Genomic DNA, 15,521 nt, shown 5'->3' on the forward strand with positions numbered 1-15,521 from the left:
AAATCTTTTCCCTTGTTCATTATTCATTGTTCATTGAAAAAGGATGTTCGATCCCAATTCGTTTGATTTGTTTGGTGCATTTTTAGCCAACACGCCTAATGCTGTAGCCTTGTTCGATCGCCAAACAAATCATATCGCAGCCAGCCAGCAATGGTGTCAAGATTATTGTTTGAGTCAAGAAAATATTATCGGGCGATCGCTCTTCGATCCTGCGAGCCGCTATCAAATTTCTCCTCGTTTGATTTCTCACTGGCAGGAGATTTATCCTCAATGTCTCCAAGGCAAAAAATATCGCACAGAGGGTTATTTTGTTTTGAAATCAAATGGAGAAAAAGAATGGGTACAGTGGGAGATGTCTCCTTGGCAAAAATCTGAGGGCGAAATTGGCGGAATAATTCTCTCCAGTCGATTTATTACGCCGTGGAAACAACAAGAAGAAATTTTACGCAAAACAGAAGAGCGCTTTCTCAATTTATCCGCCAATTTACCGGGGATGATTTTTCAGTTTTTACTCTATGAAGATGGGAGAGTTTCATACCCTTATGTTAGCTCGGGTTGTCAAGATTTATTTGAAGTCGAACCCGAAGCCATTCAAAATAATCCTTTTTTAATTATCGATCGCATTCATCCTGACGATCGCGAAAGTCACGATGAATCTGTCGCCATGTCCGCTAAATTACTCTCGCCTTTTTATTGGGAAGGTCGTTTTCTTGCACCTTCGGGACAAACAAAATGGATTGAAGCCTCCTCTCGTCCCGAAAGACAATTTAATGGAGCGGTTTTATGGGATGGTTTAATTATTGATATTACGCCGCGAAAAATTGCTGAAATTGCCGTGCAGCAATATCAGACTCATTTAACTGAAATGGTGAAAGAACGGACGCGAGATTTGACAACAACCAACCAAAAATTACAACAAGAAATTCACGAACGAGAAAAGCAAGCAGAATATCTCAAAGCTACTTTAGAAAAATTACAAGAAACTCAAGCTCAACTCATTCAAACTGAAAAAATGTCGAGTTTGGGTCAATTAGTCGGCGGAATCGCCCATGAAATTAATAATCCTATTAGTTTTATTTATGGAAATATCGATCATCTGAATTATTACACGCAAGATCTTTTATCTTTATTGGCACTGTATGAAAAGAATAAGAGTTTACAAAGTTCTGAAGTGCAAACTTTCAAAGAAACAATTGATTGGAATTTTATCCAAAGCGATTTTCCTCAACTTTTAGAATCAATGAAAGTGGGTTCTCGGCGTATCAGAGATATTGTTTTATCTTTACAAAACTTTTCTCGTCACGATGAGTCTGAGATTAAGTTTGCTGATATTTGTGAAGGAATTGAAAGTACATTACGAATTTTAGGCAATCGTCTTAAATTAAAATCAGATGGTTCAGAAATTACAATTATTCGAGAATATGGAGAATGTCCCAAGATAGAATGTTATCCAAGTTTGCTCAATCAAGTCTTTATGTATATTTTCAGTAATGCGATCGATGCTCTAGAAAGCGATCGCCCTCAGAATCCGACTAAAAAACCAACAATAGTGATTAATACTCGCGCTGTTAATAAAGGGATTGAAGTCATCGTCAAAGATAATGGTTGTGGCATGACAGAACAAATCAAAAATAAACTTTTCGATCCCTTTTTTACGACAAAACCTGTAGGGGTAGGGACGGGTTTGGGCTTAACGATTACTTATCAAATTATTGTCGAACAACATCAAGGTAAAGTCTCGATTGAAAGCGAATTAAATAAAGGAACTCAGGTTACAATTTTTTTACGCGATCGCTTAAATCATTGAAGGATAACGGCGATCGCACCAGTTTTTCGCTTTACGAATAGCGATTTTAACTGTAGGTGCGTAGGGAACTGCCATTGCCGATCCGAGATCGTAACTCACCCAAGCCGCATAAATTTCTCGTCCTTCCCATTCATCGCGATCGATTTCAATCTGAAAATTGCGATAGGTAAAGGCCAAGATAATTTGAGGACAATGAGGATCTAGCATGCGATCGCATTATTGGGATGGTTGTATCTTAATATTTTAGTCGCGATCGCTTTAAGGATTATCCTGAATAAGGAGAATGCGCCCAACAACCTCGAGATGAAAGCAAAGATAAAAATCGCTGTCGTGGGCGATATTCACGACCAATGGGAAGCCGAAGATAGAATTGCCCTCGAATCTTTAGGGGTCGATCTCGTTCTTTTTGTGGGAGACTTTGGCAACGAAGCGATCGCAGTCGTTCGTGAAGTGGCTGCTACACAGACCCCGTTTGCGGCAATTTTAGGCAATCACGATGCGTGGTATACCGCCTCGCCTTGGGGGCGTAAAAAGCCGCCCTACGACCCGGAAAAGGTCGATCGCGTGCAAGAACAATTAGATATCCTCGGAGAAGCCCACGTCGGCTACGGAAAACGAGATTTTCCCGAGTTAGGGCTGTCTGTGGTGGGAGGTCGTCCGTTTAGTTGGGGGGGATCTCAGTGGAGTAGCGAGAAATTTTTCCGCGATCGCTATAATGTCAATAGTATTCTCGAATCTAGCGATCGTATTGTCTCTGAGGCCCAAAAAACCGCTCAAGAAACGCTAATTGTTCTCGCCCACAATGGACCCTATGGGTTAGGCGATCGCGCGGAAGATATTTGCGGACGGGACTGGGAGCCTTTGGGGGGAGATCATGGGGACTCGGATCTGACGGATGCGATCGCGAGAATTCGTCTCCTCAATAAAAAGATTCCTCTGGTCACCTTTGGTCATATGCACCAAAGTCTGCGTCACACCCAACAGCAGCAACGTCAGATGCTCCAATTTCAAGAAAATATCTTTTATCTCAATGCAGCCCAAGTTCCTCGCATTATTAATTACAAAGGAGAAATACGGCGCAATTTTTCTATTGTGGTTTTACAAGCTGGAGAAGTTGCAAATATTTCCCTTGTTTGGATGGGCAAAGATTACCAAATTGTTTCCGAAGAACTCTTCTATCATTGTTAATTTTCTCAGTTAATTTTCTGATTATCAACTCATGCTGGTCGAGACACAAAAGCAGAATTCTATTCCTCATTCTTCTTTTCTCTATCCTGTTAGTATTGCCCCAATGATGGAGCGAACCGATCGCCATTTTCGCTATTTTATGCGGCAAATCACGCGGCGAACCCTCCTCTATACGGAAATGGTAACAACGGCGGCGATTATTCATGGCGATCGCGAGAAACTCCTCGGTTTCTCTCCCGAAGAAAAGCCGCTTGTTTTACAGATCGGAGGAGATAAGCGAGAAGATTTGGTAACTTGTGCAAAAGTTGCCGAAGAATGGGGATATAACGAAGTAAACTTAAATGTTGGCTGTCCCAGTTCGCGAGTGCAAAGCGGTAATTTTGGCGCGTGTTTGATGCTGCAACCCGAAATTGTGGCTCAAGCAGTAGAAGCGATGCAAAAAGCCGTCTCGATCCCGGTTACGGTTAAGCATCGAATTGGGGTAGACGATCGCGACTCCTATGAAGATCTGCGAGAGTTCGTTCGCATTGTTTCAGAGACAGGATGTCAGCGTTTTACCGTCCATGCACGGAAAGCGTGGTTACAAGGGTTGAGTCCCAAGGAAAATCGCACGATACCCCCCTTACGCTATGGGGATGTCCATCATCTCAAGCAAGAATTTCCTCATCTCACGATTGAGATTAATGGTGGTTTTACCAACTGGCAGCAGGTTAAGGAACAATTGTGCCATGTTGATGCCGTGATGATCGGACGTGCTGCTTACGAGAATCCTTATTTATTTGCCACCTGCGATCGCGATTTTTATGGCGAGACCGACATTCCTCCCACCCGTCGCGAGGTGGTACAGTCCATGTTTCCTTATCTTGAATATTGGACGGGAAAAGGCTTAAAACTTAACAGTATCACGCGCCATATGTTGCAATTATTTGCCGGACAACCGGGGACGAAAGCATGGAAACGTTATATTACTGAAAATGTTTGTCGCACTGGGTCTGGAGTAGAAGTGGTTCGCGAGGCACTAAAGAAAGTACATTAAAAGATAGCGATCGCATACCGATTGCAGTTGAACGCGATCGCCAAAGATTAAAAACTATAATTTGGCGCGAATTTCTTCAACTCGCTTGCGATTTGCGCCTAAATCCGATTTTCCCAAACGAGATGCGGAACGAACGTGAATGACATTAGCCTTAGAATCGAGATAAAACTCGACATCATCGATAAATCCCATTAATTTACTCTTAAATTCTGCATAGAGATAATTATCGGTTTCCTTAATAATTTTTGTCAGTTCCATGCCTTCAATAACTTGACGTAATTTTGCGATCGAAACCATCGGTAAAGGAGCGACTTTTTCTTGAGATTTCGTGCTTTGAGAGGAGACACAATTAGGAGTTCCCGGACAAGCAGCCAGCTTACCATTTTTTACACCTAAATTGGTCGGTTTTTTGCCTGAAAACATAATTTTTATCTCAATGAATTTTTAATAAAATAATTATAAACGCAGAAGTGTTTTTAACAAGATTATTTTTGCGTTTCCCAAACCGTTTCGAGATAATCGATCGCCGCTTCTATTTTATTGGGATAATGTTCGGCAAATTCGGAAAACCACAACCCCTCACCAGAATAAGGATCGAGTTGCTTTAACCAGTCTTCAGCTTTGCGCTTCAATGCTTTTCGTCGTTGTTTGCGCTGCCATTCTCGTTCTCGTTTTTCCCGCAATTCTCGTTCTTGCCTTTGCAAGCGTTCTGCCACATCCTCTTGATGAAATTCTCCTTTAAGCTCTGCTAAAAGATTATCTGTTTTGGGATCGTCACGACGTTGAGAAGGTGGAGGGGCTTGGGTTTGCTTTTGTTGAAAATCGGTTTTTAAATCCGCTAAAAAGCGATCTGTATCCGCAGAAACTTGCGGCCGGCGCGATCGCTTTGCTTCTTTCTGCTGGCTAAAATCCCCCCGTACATCCGACAGCATGGCATCAATTTGCGGCGATCGCTCGGGTACTGACGGTTTTGGTTTTTTCTCGGCAAATTCCCCCGCGACATCGGACAGCAAATCGTCGATCGCACTCGGTTCGGGTTTTGACGATTTATCGGATTGGCCAAATTCAGCGCCAAATTCAGCTTGCATTTGCGCTAACAGATCGTCTGTAGAGGGGTCTTTGCGTTTCGGAGACATAGAAGCTCTTTCACTCGTCTTACTTCTATTGTGAAACTCCCCTTGCATTTCTGCCAATAATCCATCGATTTCTCCCGATTCTTCTGAGCGATCGCGAGACTGAACTTCTTTCTCTTTGCACTTCTCGACAAACTCCGACTGCATCTGAGCCAGTAAATCGTCCACAGAGTCCATTTTTTCTCCTTCACCAACCCATCATTAATCCAAAATGGCATTGATTAATACTTCTGTAAGGGTCATAGTTTCTAGGCGATCGAGGGGAACAGTATCGACAATATCGAACTTTGCCCCCACTTGTTGCAAACCATCATCCAACCATTGTAAGAAACAACTCACCTCGCGATCGCGTCCCACCTGAATAAAAGAGATACCCAACTCCTCATCTTTCTCAATCTGTTGCGAAGCATTAATAATCACCCGCATCACCGCATCGCGATCGCGGAATGTTCCATCTGTCACCACTAGAAATATTTCCCCGTTAGGTTGGGCGATCCCTTGAGATTTGCGTTCAAAATAGTTGTGCAGGGCATCCTCTAAAACCCCTGAAAGCCCCGTGCGACCCGATGGCTGATTGTCCTGAAAAATTTGATTGACGCGATCGGCCGTGACATTATCGTAACGGCGAAACCGTCCGGAAAACACATACACGGTAATCCCATCAGGATCTAACTCTTCACATTTTTGTGCGAGAGCAAAAGTTGATTCTTGAACGATCTGCCAGCGAGTTTTCCCATCAGCGCGATCGCATTGCGACATACTGGCACTTTTATCGATAATCAAGGTATAGTCGCGAGCTTCTAGCATCAAACTCCTTGTTTTTGGTTAGTTACCAATATTGCGATCGCGCTGTGACGGGCAGACAAACCTCAAGCAGCAGCGAGAATATTTTGCAGGGGGGAAAAGCGAAAATATCGCTCTCCTCCTAGTTCTAACACGACTTTGATTCTCGGTTCTTCCTTGGGTAAATTTATTAAATATTCAATTTCTTGTCGCGAAAGAATCATTCCCTCAATAATCCAGAGAACTAACCCTTTAGAACTTGGTGGCAGGGTTTCGAGTTGAGTCGTGACAATAGGAGGAACAAAATAAACCGGTCCCACCATTGCACTTTGTCCGATATTTTTCTTTCCTAAGTGAGCCGGACGAATGCCGTGAACTCCCATAAGATAGGCGGCAACATCCCCCAGTCCTCTCGCCGTAATATGCAAGGAGGTGTAGCCATGTGCTCGCAAGCGTCGTTGATAGCGTCCCTCAAAACCGCCCTCGAGGGGAGCATAAACGCCTAATGCTCCCGTTTCTTCCAAGGCGCGGATAAATTTTTTGCCCGTTGTCAGCAGTGCCATGCGCGTTAATTTGTAAACGTTCTCAAGGTGATTATAAAACAACAAGCAACAGTCATCGGAGGATTTCTACTTCTGTTTCTGCGATCGGGCGAAACAAAGAGCAAAGCAAAGAATATTTTGGGCAGATTGGGTGATGAAGAAAAAATCATTAATTTAGAGGTACTATAGGGAAAATAGTCTCATGCTCGCCCTATGGTTAACCTCACATCACAGCAGAAGCATTTGCCCCTAACTCGTCCCAAGCGGGTAGACCTGCTCACCATGTACGATTTAGTGAGGAAGGAAAAGGACGTGCGATCGTGCCATAATTCCCTGTAAGACAACTATTTTGGAGTTGTCTAGTCTAGATTGTCGGAGAGAAGATAGATACTGGGTTTGGCGTTGGCATCAGGAAGGAGTTCGTGGCTACTTTTAACCTCTTGTTGTTCGCACAGTTGAGCAAAGGCGAGTAATCCATCGAGACGGGCAGATAGTTCGCTGAGAGTGTCGAGGTATTCAGCGATCGCGATTTGTCGATGTTGCCATTGAGGAGTGAGTTGGGATTGAGTACGAGTCATTTCTAGTTCCACTTTTGCTTCGCGACGTTTGCATTCGGTTTCATCTGGGGTAAGGGGGCGATCGCCCGGAGAAATTTCAACAATGCGTTGGACTCGTTCGAGGGTAATATAATCTTTAAAATAGGAAGTAGCGAAACGTTGGGCGGTAGCGAGTTCGGGGCGTTCGGTGTTGAGAAGAGTTCTTGCCCAGTGGCTTGCGTGTTGTTGAAAACGAGGAATTTCTTGCTGGAGAAGTTCTCGGGATTCAGTGATGTTGTCATGTTGCAAAAGAAGGTTGGCTTCAGTTGCGATCGCGACTGCCCAGCCCTGAGTGGAAACATCCACGAGCATGAGAATATTGGGGTTAAATTCGAGAGGGGCTTGGGTAGCCTGACTGGCAAGAAATAGACGGGCGCTAGTCGCGGTTTTGAGAGCAGCTTTGGGGGGATCGTCAGGAAAGCGTTTCAGGTGTTTGAGTTCCGCTTGCAGATCGGCTATTTTTTGGATGAGTAGGGCTTTATGGAGGTCAGCGATCGCGTTTCCGAGGCGTTGTTGTTGTTCTCTGCTATCTTCCACAAGTAGATGGAGATAAGCCAATTGTCCAGAGAGAGCTTCGAGGCGATCTTCGAGGTGATTGAACCCAGCTTCCATTGATTTCTGAATATTGGTAATTGCCTTGTGGGTTTGGTGGAGTTTGTAGCCCATATAGGCAAATCCAGCAATACTGACACCAAGATTTAAAACACTTGCTCCTGCGGCAATTTGACTGAAACCAAGGAGAGAAGAAGTCGTTTGTTGTAGTCCAATAAGTTGGCGATCGATGCCAATTAATTTGTTGTACGTAGCAACCTGGCCGATAGTATTAGTTACAAGGGATGCTGTGCCTGTAATAGGCGAAAAAGGCAAGGTCATTAATTGGTTAGTAAGTCCCGGTGCTTCTAGTAAATGACGTACAATTTGACCACCTTGGGGTGTTCCAGCCGCATGACGAATAATGCTTCCATAGCGAACCAATGAACCATCTAGTAAGCCTTGAACGATCTCTGGATTGGCTAGTAAATTTGTTGGAATGAGCATGATAGCGATCTCTATCGATAATTAAGGTTAGGATTATTAATAGATTCTTTGGGTAATCTTTGAGAAACTATAACGTTAGAAGACTTAGTTAGTAGTCGTTCAAATGCTCTTGGTCTCGCTGTTGGAGGAGCATCTTGATTGAATTCTGGTTCGGGTTTATCCAGTTCTATTTTGATTAAATAAACGTCATATTGATCTTGTTCTTTGGATGAAACATACTGAAAACACTCATCGATTCTAGTTTCTTTAAATTGCATTTCTGTACCTTGCCATAAAGCCTCTATATTAGTTGTTCGAGATAAAGCATCTACAGCTTTTTGGGTCATTTTACCATTCCTTAGACCTTCAATAATGCCTTCAGTACGGTCTGCATCTACAGCAACAAATAAAATGAATTTATTTTTTGAAAGAATCTTGTTGTTCGGTATTTGAGTTCGTCTAGACTCTCTATAATTTTCTGATTGGTTACTAAGATATTGTTTACCGCGATTTTTATTTAGTAGATAAATTGCAACACCAATACTGGTTAAAATGAAAGCAATCAGCGCAAGTGATTTCATGTTAGACTCCTCCATTATTTTTTGAGTTTCTTTGATATTTTCTGTGAATTCTTGTTCTGAAATTTTATTCAATTTTGAATTTGTAAAGAATTTAATAGGGACATTAATACATTCTATAAAATCGAGATTTTTGTTTGTAACAAAAAGGAGGCTTCGGTATAAATTATAAACCGTATTTATTATTTCCTGATTTTTCCGAAAATCTTTAACATTGTTGGTTATTTCTTCTGATTGATTACTATAGCCAATTTCTTTACACCAATCATCAATTAGTGTATCCAAAATATTATCATCAATAGAAGAATTACGATCTTTTTTCTCTAGTTTCTCCCAAATTAATTGGAATTGTTCTATAGGATTACTAATATTCACTTGCTTACTCCTCTAATTTTATTTTTTGTTGTAACTTTTGTCGAATTTGTACTAATGAATTTGTTTGAGATTCAACATTTAAGTAATACTTTTTCAGTTCTCCAAACTCCTCATCGTTCATTTCTAGCCTTTCTTTAAGGGTTCGTTCAGTTAATTTAATTACTCGATCTGTTGCATCTTTGAATTGATCGTTTATTTTTTGGAGATGATCGATAATCCACGTGGAAATAATATTCCAAAGTTCTGATTCTGCAATTTCTATGCCTTCTCTCCATTGATCGGACATTTTAGAAAAATCAGGAACCTGTAATTCTCGATATTCAAAAGTTTCATAAACATCTTTTTTTACCGATCTTTTATCTTTGATTTTAAAAAAGAAAAAAATAGTTTTGGTGTAAGGTTCTTCTACAATTTTAGTGCCTGTTTTTTCTTTCTTTATATTAGTATTAGCTTCAATAGTATGATTAGAAATATCAAAAATATTTTCTGGTAATTTAGGAGGTTTAGATAAAATTTGATTAAACTCTGCTTCAATAGATTCTGTTAAGTTCATAAATACTTCAATAACTGTGTTTAGGATATTATCCTTCTGGAACTCAGCAAAACTTTGTACTGCTTTTTCAATCAAGGTACACTGTTGTTGCAAGCTTAGTTCAGCCCTTGTAGCTAGAGCATCACGCATCACGACATAAAGTTTCCTATAAGCTCTTTCGACTTCATCAAGTTCATTGATTCCGTCTTCATTATCTAGACGAACACTTTTACAAAAATGTTTTGAATTTTCATCATGAGAGAATGTTCTGCTAATTTTTTTGATTATTTCATAATTTCTAGAAATTTCTTCAGCATAAACGAGAGAAATACTTTCCTTTAGCTTATCTTGTAAATCAAAAGCAAGCTTTTGTTCCTCTAATGCTTTTTCGATAGGTCTAATTACAGTTAAATTTAGATTATCATGAACTTCATCTATTGCTCCTCTCAAATTTTTAAATCCTTGCATCCCTCTTGTTTCTGCTTTTCTTCTAGCTTCTTCACGAGATTCTGGAGTATTTCTTTCAAGTTTTTTAATAATATAGTTTATATCATTTTTCAACTCTCTAACATTTTTTTTGATCTCTTTCTCTATTCGAGCTTGTTTTCTGTTTAATTCTTCTGATAGTTTTTGGATTTCTTCTTTTTTTTCATTTGTAAGATTATCTGATTTTACTTTGATTTTTGTTGCTAATATATCAAAAGATATAAAAACAGGGTTTAAAATAGGAGCAATTACTAACTGAGGAAAAAACTCTTGTACTCGGTAGCGTAAAATATCCCAAAATTGTTTTCCTCCACTCCATTCCAGTGCATAGTATAAAATTTTTCTCATGGTTTCATCGTCTATTATTGCACCATCATCTACATCATCTTCAATGTTTCTAAACCAACGGCGTAATTTTTTATTCTCGCGAGTTGATTTTTTGATGATTCCCGCACAATCTTCAAACATTGATTTTAACAATCTCAAGCGAGTTTCTTGGTCAACTTGTGAAACAATATCTCTACTTCTAGTTCCCCAAGCACATTGAGCATAATAAAGTAAACGCGAACAAAATGGGATAATATCAGGAGGAGTTTCTAAAGATAAAATCGATTGAATTTCCGTTTTTAATCGTTCAATTTGTTGTTCAAGAGGAAAATCATCAGCCCCTCGCATATCTACCCGATTTAAAATAAAAATAATTGAATCCGTGCGGCTATTTAAAGCCGTGACAACCTCTTTCAATTCTTCTAATAACCGTTGGCGTTTTTCTTCATCCACCTGCCCATAATCCAAAGCCACTAAACTACAAGATTTTCTCACTTGAGGTTGAATGACTTGGAGATTGGCACGATCTTGAAGTGATTTTAATCCCGGTAAATCAATAATTTCAATATCAATTCCTGTAGGAAGATCGAGTAAAGCGCGATCGTACGCAGGTAAAAGTGCACTATAAACTGTAATCTGGGGTGCAAGACAATCCGTTTCTTTTTTGCGAATCTTGTGATAAGACAACATCACATTTTTAATCCGGCTATAAAGTTCTTCATCATTCAGTTCAGACCATTCACCCGTTTCCCAATATATCTTTTCTGTTTCCGAAATAACCAATCGAGAACCATCTGAAACCTGCAATCGCAAAACTCCCCCACTCATTTCTGTGTTGAGAATCGGTGCAACCCTCCGACCGATCATCGCATTCACAATCGTAGATTTTCCTGAGGAAGTCGTCCCCAGTGTCGCAATAGATAAAGCGGGATTCTTCAGCCGCTCTCTTGCTTCCTCATAGGCATTTTGGAATGCTTCTACCTGCGCTTTTAAATCTGGATCGTCAAAAACTTCTGGGTGAGCATTGGCTAAATTTGCCGTCCCATTCCCCAACTCATTCAAAAGTTGACGAACCGAATTGAGAATTTCAGTGACATTGGGTTGAGTCATGGAATTTCACTGAGAAGCATCGCAAAAATATAAATTTATAGTAGGGTAAGTTGGGAAATTATTCAATATTGTAAACCTGCAATGAGTATACTCTACCCACCCTACTCATAACAAACCACAAAAATGAAATCATCTCTTTTACCTTAAGTATTATTCGCCAATTGTTCTAAACGTAGTTGCTGATCCTGAGAGATACAGGCTTGAACAATGATATCGATATCCCCAGTTAAAGCATTATTTAAGGTGAAATTCTGCCCCAAACGGTGATCCGTGACTCGGTTATCTTTGTAATTGTAAGTGCGAATTTTTTCCGATCGCGATCCCGTCCCGACTTGCGATCGCCGCAGATCCGTCACCGCATCTTTTTGCTCTTGCAATTTCATCTCATACAACTTGGCTCGCAAAATTTGCATAGCACGTTCTCGGTTTTGTAACTGCGATCGCTCTTCGGTACAAAAGACCCGAATCCCCGTGGGTTTGTGCATCAAATCCACCGCCGTCTCAACTTTGTTCACATTTTGTCCCCCTGCACCGCCAGATCGTGCCGTAGTCATATCGATATCCTTGGGATCGATATGAATTTCCACATCATCTACCTCTGGCATAATCGCCACCGTCGCCGTAGAAGTGTGAACTCTTCCCCCAGCCTCCGTTACTGGGACGCGCTGCACCCGATGCACTCCCGCTTCAAACTTCAACTTACTGTAAACGCGATCGCCTTGGATTTCCAAGATAGCTTCTTTAAAGCCCCCATGCTCGGCAAGAGATTCACTTAAAAGTTTAATTTTCCAGCCTTGGGATTCAGCATAGCGAGAGTAAATTCTTACTAAATCCCCAGCCCAGATTCCAGCCTCATCCCCTCCTGTCCCGGCGCGAATTTCCAACATGATATTTTTGTCATCATTGGGATCGCTGGGAAGCAACAAGATTTTTAATTGTTCTTCTAATTCAACACTTTGTTGCTCTAACTCTTTGATTTCTAAAGTCGCCATTTCCTGCATCTCGCGATCGCCATTAGCTTCCTTGAGGATTTCCTTGGCTCCGACTAATTCATCTTGGGATTTTTTCCAAGTTTCGTAAGTGTTGACGGTTTTTTCCAAAGAAGCGCGAGCTTTGGCCACCTTTAGTAATTCGTCCGGGTTCGTCACCACATCGGGATCTGCGAGACGACGAGATAGCTCATTAAATGTTTGCTCGACAGATTGTAATTTGTCTAATAAATACGATTCAGCCATGATAGTTCTCCAAGATAAAAACTCAGGTAATAAACAGTACAAAAACGCAATTAACCCAGCAGGATTTCTGCTGGGTTAATACAAATAAAATTACAGCTATTGTTCTTGGGCTTCGGCTTCAGCTTCACCAGTCATACTGGTATCGAGCATACCGAACTTCCGCATAAAGCGTTCGACTCGCCCTTCTGTATCGATCATTTTTTGGGTTCCGGTGTAAAAGGGATGATTTCCCGACCAGACTTCTACATGAATTTCTGGCTGCGTTGAACCAACGGTCAAAACGACTTCGCCGTTACAGATGACCTTAGATTCAGGATACCACTCGGGATGAATACCTGCTTTTGGCATTTGCGATCGCTCTCCTATTTTTGATTGCAATAGTGATAATAATGATTGAGAACGGAAAATTGCAACCAGATTAATACGCTACATTCTATATATTGTATCAAAACAAAAAGCAATATTCCGCATTTTGAGCAAAGTAACTCAATTAACGTTTGGAGTATTGAGGAGCTTTGCGAGCTTTTTTCAATCCATACTTCTTACGTTCTTTCGCTCGGGGATCGCGAGTCAAATAGCCTTCAATTTTCAAGGGTTGGCGATTTGCCGGATCGAGTTGGCACAATGCTCTAGCTACGCCTAATTTCACGGCTTCTGCCTGCCCGGTTAAACCGCCACCATGAGCATTAACCAAAACATCGTACTCGTTTTCCATACCCAATGTTCCCAAGGGCGCTTTAATTTCCGCTAAATATTTGGGGTTGTAATTAAAGTAATTATCTCCCGGTCTCTTGTTGACAATAATTTGACCGGTTCCGGGGACGAGACGCACTCGCGCGATCGCATTTTTGCGTCGTCCAGTTCCCCAGTACACAACCTTGTCGTTAGTTTCTTCAGGCATTGATTTTCCTCATTAAATAATAGATTCGCAACTCGACTTAATTATTGGTATTTAACTCGATGATTTCCGGTTGTTGCGCTTGTTGTTTGTGATTAGGACCGGCATAAACCTTCAGCTTGGTAAAAAGTTTGCGGCCCAGTGCATTTTTCGGCAACATTCCTTTCACGGCTTTTTCAATAATTCGTTCGGGAATGCGTGCCTGTAGTTGATTGAAGGTTTCAACTTTCATTCCACCCGGTCTGCCGGAGTGACGGCGATACAATTTTTGACTGGGTTTTCTTCCCGTTACGACGACTTTTTCGGCATTAACAATCACGACGAAATCTCCCGTGTCCATGTGGGGAGTAAAGATCGGTTTATTTTTGCCACGCAGAATTTTAGCAACTTCTGTCGCCAGTCGTCCCAAACGTTGGTCGGCAGCATCAATGACATACCATTTGGGTTCTAGGGTTTCTTGGGTGGGTAGAATTGTTTTTTCCACGATCGCTTTGTTGATTTAACTAAGGTTTAACTAAGATTTAGAGATTGAACATAAAGTTGGGTTGAGCGTCATACCAAATTTCTCGGGCAAAGGGAAACTCATCATAGCCAACTCTCAATAAGCACAGACCTTTTGCTGGAGCCGAATATTTGACGAGTTCTCGTCGTTGGTTAACCCAAATATCGGTAAAATTTTCCAGCGATCGCGTCCCGTTGCCGACTTCTAAGAGCAGACCCACCAATAGCCGCACCATGCCGTATAAAAATCCGTCAGCTTGAATCTCAATACGAAGAAAAGCGCCATCTCGCTTGCATTCTACCGCTTGAACATTGACCCAAGAATGCTTTCTCGGCGATCCAGCACGACGGAAGGCGGCTAAATGATGCCGTCCCAACAAGGGAGTCAGGGCTTTTTGCATCTGCGTTTCGCTCAAAGGCTGGCGATAGTAGTGCCAGCAAAAGGGTTTGATAAACAAGTTAGGACGCTTATCGGTGTAAAACGTATAGCGATAGCGTCGCCATAAAGCAGAGAAACAAGCGTGCCAATTTGAGGAAACTTCCCCGGAAGCGCGAATGAGAATATCCTCGGGCAAGCTGTGATTGAGAATCGTTGCCCATTTATCGGCAGGAATGGGTCCGGTGGCGTTAAAATGAGCGACTTGTGCGGCCGCATGAACGCCGCTATCAGTCCTTCCCGCCCCGTGAAGGGGAACGCGATCGCCGAGAACGGTCGCGATCGCCGCTTCAATTTCTCCTTGTACGGTACGCCCTTGGGGTTGTCGCTGCCAGCCCTGAAAATGCGTCCCTAAATACTGAATGATTAGGGCGACGCGCTTGCTTTCTGGTGTGGGACTTGACATTGACATGACGATGATTTGAGCAATCTCGTTTTCCCTAATCCACTAATTCGATAATGGTCATTTCGGCATTATCTCCCCGACGGCGAATCGTTCGCACGATACGGGTATAACCGCCGTGGCGATCGCGATAGCGCTCGCCGACTTCATCAAATAAGGCTTTGACAAGTTCTTTGTCATAGAGATAGCCCAACGCCCGTCGGCGAGCGGCTAAAGAGCCATCTTTGGCCAAAGTTATCATGCGTTCGACTTCCGAGCGCACGGCTTTGGCTTTCGCTTTGGTCGTTTTAATCTGACCATTGCGAATCAGTGCTGTTGCCAGCGATCGCAACAGTGCTTTTCTCTGATCTGCAGGTCTTCCCAATCGGGAAACGCGACATTTATGGCGCATTGTTCTTCTTTGTTGTTTGGTACTTGTTACTTGTTATTGGTTACTTATTGCTTGGAGTCAAATAACCCACAACCGATAACCAATAACTCATCGCTCTAAGTACAGGACAAAAATTGGAGAGAGTCAAGAAAAGCATCAAACTTGTGG

The 15,521-nt window shown here is 41.9% G+C and carries 18 protein-coding genes; 4 read left to right on the plus strand and 14 right to left on the minus strand.

The features are described from left to right. The first annotated feature begins 43 nt into the window (after positions 1-43). Positions 44-1,807 (plus strand): sensor histidine kinase, encoded by a 1,764-nt coding sequence (locus tag AC6RV6_RS25410; protein WP_500243679.1) that lies wholly within the window; start codon positions 44-46, stop codon positions 1,805-1,807. Here AC6RV6_RS25410 and AC6RV6_RS25415 read toward each other — a convergent pair. Next, a complete protein-coding gene (locus AC6RV6_RS25415; protein ID WP_500243680.1) occupies positions 1,796-2,014 on the minus strand; it encodes a hypothetical protein in 219 nt (72 codons plus the stop codon). The genes AC6RV6_RS25410 and AC6RV6_RS25415 overlap by 12 nt on opposite strands. Before the next feature lie 96 nt (positions 2,015-2,110). On the opposite strand from AC6RV6_RS25415, the gene AC6RV6_RS25420 reads away from it, so the two are divergent. Beyond that, positions 2,111-2,995 carry a TIGR04168 family protein gene (locus AC6RV6_RS25420; RefSeq protein WP_500243698.1) on the plus strand — a complete coding sequence of 295 codons (885 nt, stop codon included), beginning with the start codon at positions 2,111-2,113 and terminating at the stop codon, positions 2,993-2,995. Positions 2,996-3,026: 31 nt separating this feature from the next. Further along, a complete protein-coding gene (gene dusA / locus AC6RV6_RS25425) occupies positions 3,027-4,031 on the plus strand; it encodes a tRNA dihydrouridine(20/20a) synthase DusA (RefSeq protein ID WP_500243681.1) in 1,005 nt (334 codons plus the stop codon). A 54-nt stretch (positions 4,032-4,085) separates the two neighbouring features. Here dusA and AC6RV6_RS25430 read toward each other — a convergent pair whose 3' ends face one another. The 4 genes from AC6RV6_RS25430 to AC6RV6_RS25445 form a co-directional block, all read right to left on the minus strand. Beyond that, entirely contained in the window at positions 4,086-4,454 is a 369-nt protein-coding gene (locus tag AC6RV6_RS25430) for a DUF1499 domain-containing protein (protein WP_500243682.1), read from the minus strand. Between the two features lie 62 nt (positions 4,455-4,516). After that, the gene (locus AC6RV6_RS25435; RefSeq protein ID WP_500243683.1) at positions 4,517-5,341 is read right to left on the minus strand and encodes a salt stress protein, Slr1339 family; all 825 of its coding nucleotides are present in this window, start codon (positions 5,339-5,341) and stop codon (positions 4,517-4,519) included. A gap of 24 nt (positions 5,342-5,365) precedes the next feature. After that, a complete protein-coding gene (locus AC6RV6_RS25440) occupies positions 5,366-5,971 on the minus strand; it encodes a vWA domain-containing protein (protein ID WP_500243684.1) in 606 nt (201 codons plus the stop codon). 62 nt (positions 5,972-6,033) lie between these two features. Next, positions 6,034-6,510: an NAD(P)H-quinone oxidoreductase subunit N gene (locus AC6RV6_RS25445; protein WP_500243685.1), complete on the minus strand. Its 477-nt coding sequence runs from the start codon at positions 6,508-6,510 to the stop codon at positions 6,034-6,036. 192 nt (positions 6,511-6,702) lie between these two features. On the opposite strand from AC6RV6_RS25445, the gene AC6RV6_RS25450 reads away from it, so the two are divergent. Continuing rightward, complete coding sequence (locus tag AC6RV6_RS25450; protein WP_500243686.1) at positions 6,703-6,828, plus strand: hypothetical protein; 126 nt, start codon at positions 6,703-6,705, stop codon at positions 6,826-6,828. Positions 6,829-6,848: 20 nt separating this feature from the next. Here AC6RV6_RS25450 and AC6RV6_RS25455 read toward each other — a convergent pair whose 3' ends face one another. The 9 genes from AC6RV6_RS25455 to rplQ all read right to left on the minus strand — a co-directional run bounded on the left by AC6RV6_RS25455 (position 6,849) and on the right by rplQ (position 15,374). Continuing rightward, complete coding sequence (locus AC6RV6_RS25455; protein ID WP_500243687.1) at positions 6,849-8,123, minus strand: hypothetical protein; 1,275 nt, start codon at positions 8,121-8,123, stop codon at positions 6,849-6,851. Positions 8,124-8,134: 11 nt separating this feature from the next. Further along, the gene (locus AC6RV6_RS25460) at positions 8,135-9,055 is read right to left on the minus strand and encodes a hypothetical protein (protein ID WP_500243688.1); all 921 of its coding nucleotides are present in this window, start codon (positions 9,053-9,055) and stop codon (positions 8,135-8,137) included. Between the two features lie 4 nt (positions 9,056-9,059). Further along, the gene (locus AC6RV6_RS25465; protein WP_500243689.1) at positions 9,060-11,510 is read right to left on the minus strand and encodes a dynamin family protein; all 2,451 of its coding nucleotides are present in this window, start codon (positions 11,508-11,510) and stop codon (positions 9,060-9,062) included. Between the two features lie 143 nt (positions 11,511-11,653). Continuing rightward, a complete protein-coding gene (gene prfA / locus AC6RV6_RS25470) occupies positions 11,654-12,745 on the minus strand; it encodes a peptide chain release factor 1 (RefSeq protein ID WP_500243690.1) in 1,092 nt (363 codons plus the stop codon). 96 nt (positions 12,746-12,841) lie between these two features. After that, complete coding sequence (gene rpmE, locus AC6RV6_RS25475; protein ID WP_500243691.1) at positions 12,842-13,093, minus strand: 50S ribosomal protein L31; 252 nt, start codon at positions 13,091-13,093, stop codon at positions 12,842-12,844. A gap of 142 nt (positions 13,094-13,235) precedes the next feature. Further along, on the minus strand, positions 13,236-13,646 hold the full coding sequence (gene rpsI / locus AC6RV6_RS25480) for a 30S ribosomal protein S9 (protein ID WP_500243692.1): 411 nt from the start codon (positions 13,644-13,646) through the stop codon (positions 13,236-13,238). 37 nt (positions 13,647-13,683) lie between these two features. After that, positions 13,684-14,127: a 50S ribosomal protein L13 gene (gene rplM, locus AC6RV6_RS25485; protein ID WP_500243693.1), complete on the minus strand. Its 444-nt coding sequence runs from the start codon at positions 14,125-14,127 to the stop codon at positions 13,684-13,686. Positions 14,128-14,164: 37 nt separating this feature from the next. Continuing rightward, complete coding sequence (gene truA, locus AC6RV6_RS25490; protein WP_500243699.1) at positions 14,165-14,986, minus strand: tRNA pseudouridine(38-40) synthase TruA; 822 nt, start codon at positions 14,984-14,986, stop codon at positions 14,165-14,167. A 34-nt stretch (positions 14,987-15,020) separates the two neighbouring features. Further along, complete coding sequence (gene rplQ / locus AC6RV6_RS25495) at positions 15,021-15,374, minus strand: 50S ribosomal protein L17 (protein WP_500243694.1); 354 nt, start codon at positions 15,372-15,374, stop codon at positions 15,021-15,023. Positions 15,375-15,521: the final 147 nt, after the last annotated feature.

Source organism: Spirulina sp. LEGE 11439 (assembly GCF_059821285.1).

Excerpts from the sequence above, each read along its gene's own strand:
- AC6RV6_RS25410 (WP_500243679.1), top strand. The coding sequence starts at position 44 with ATGTTCGATCCCAATTCGTTTGATTTGTTTGGTGCATTTTTAGCCAAC.
- AC6RV6_RS25415 (WP_500243680.1), bottom strand. The coding sequence starts at position 2,014 with ATGCTAGATCCTCATTGTCCTCAAATTATCTTGGCCTTTACCTATCGC.
- AC6RV6_RS25420 (WP_500243698.1), top strand. The coding sequence starts at position 2,111 with ATGAAAGCAAAGATAAAAATCGCTGTCGTGGGCGATATTCACGACCAA.
- dusA (WP_500243681.1), top strand. The coding sequence starts at position 3,027 with ATGCTGGTCGAGACACAAAAGCAGAATTCTATTCCTCATTCTTCTTTT.
- AC6RV6_RS25430 (WP_500243682.1), bottom strand. The coding sequence starts at position 4,454 with ATGTTTTCAGGCAAAAAACCGACCAATTTAGGTGTAAAAAATGGTAAG.
- AC6RV6_RS25435 (WP_500243683.1), bottom strand. The coding sequence starts at position 5,341 with ATGGACTCTGTGGACGATTTACTGGCTCAGATGCAGTCGGAGTTTGTC.
- AC6RV6_RS25440 (WP_500243684.1), bottom strand. The coding sequence starts at position 5,971 with ATGCTAGAAGCTCGCGACTATACCTTGATTATCGATAAAAGTGCCAGT.
- AC6RV6_RS25445 (WP_500243685.1), bottom strand. The coding sequence starts at position 6,510 with ATGGCACTGCTGACAACGGGCAAAAAATTTATCCGCGCCTTGGAAGAA.
- AC6RV6_RS25450 (WP_500243686.1), top strand. The coding sequence starts at position 6,703 with ATGGTTAACCTCACATCACAGCAGAAGCATTTGCCCCTAACTCGTCCC.
- AC6RV6_RS25455 (WP_500243687.1), bottom strand. The coding sequence starts at position 8,123 with ATGCTCATTCCAACAAATTTACTAGCCAATCCAGAGATCGTTCAAGGC.
- AC6RV6_RS25465 (WP_500243689.1), bottom strand. The coding sequence starts at position 11,510 with ATGACTCAACCCAATGTCACTGAAATTCTCAATTCGGTTCGTCAACTT.
- prfA (WP_500243690.1), bottom strand. The coding sequence starts at position 12,745 with ATGGCTGAATCGTATTTATTAGACAAATTACAATCTGTCGAGCAAACA.
- rpmE (WP_500243691.1), bottom strand. The coding sequence starts at position 13,093 with ATGCCAAAAGCAGGTATTCATCCCGAGTGGTATCCTGAATCTAAGGTC.
- rpsI (WP_500243692.1), bottom strand. The coding sequence starts at position 13,646 with ATGCCTGAAGAAACTAACGACAAGGTTGTGTACTGGGGAACTGGACGA.
- truA (WP_500243699.1), bottom strand. The coding sequence starts at position 14,986 with ATGTCAAGTCCCACACCAGAAAGCAAGCGCGTCGCCCTAATCATTCAG.
- rplQ (WP_500243694.1), bottom strand. The coding sequence starts at position 15,374 with ATGCGCCATAAATGTCGCGTTTCCCGATTGGGAAGACCTGCAGATCAG.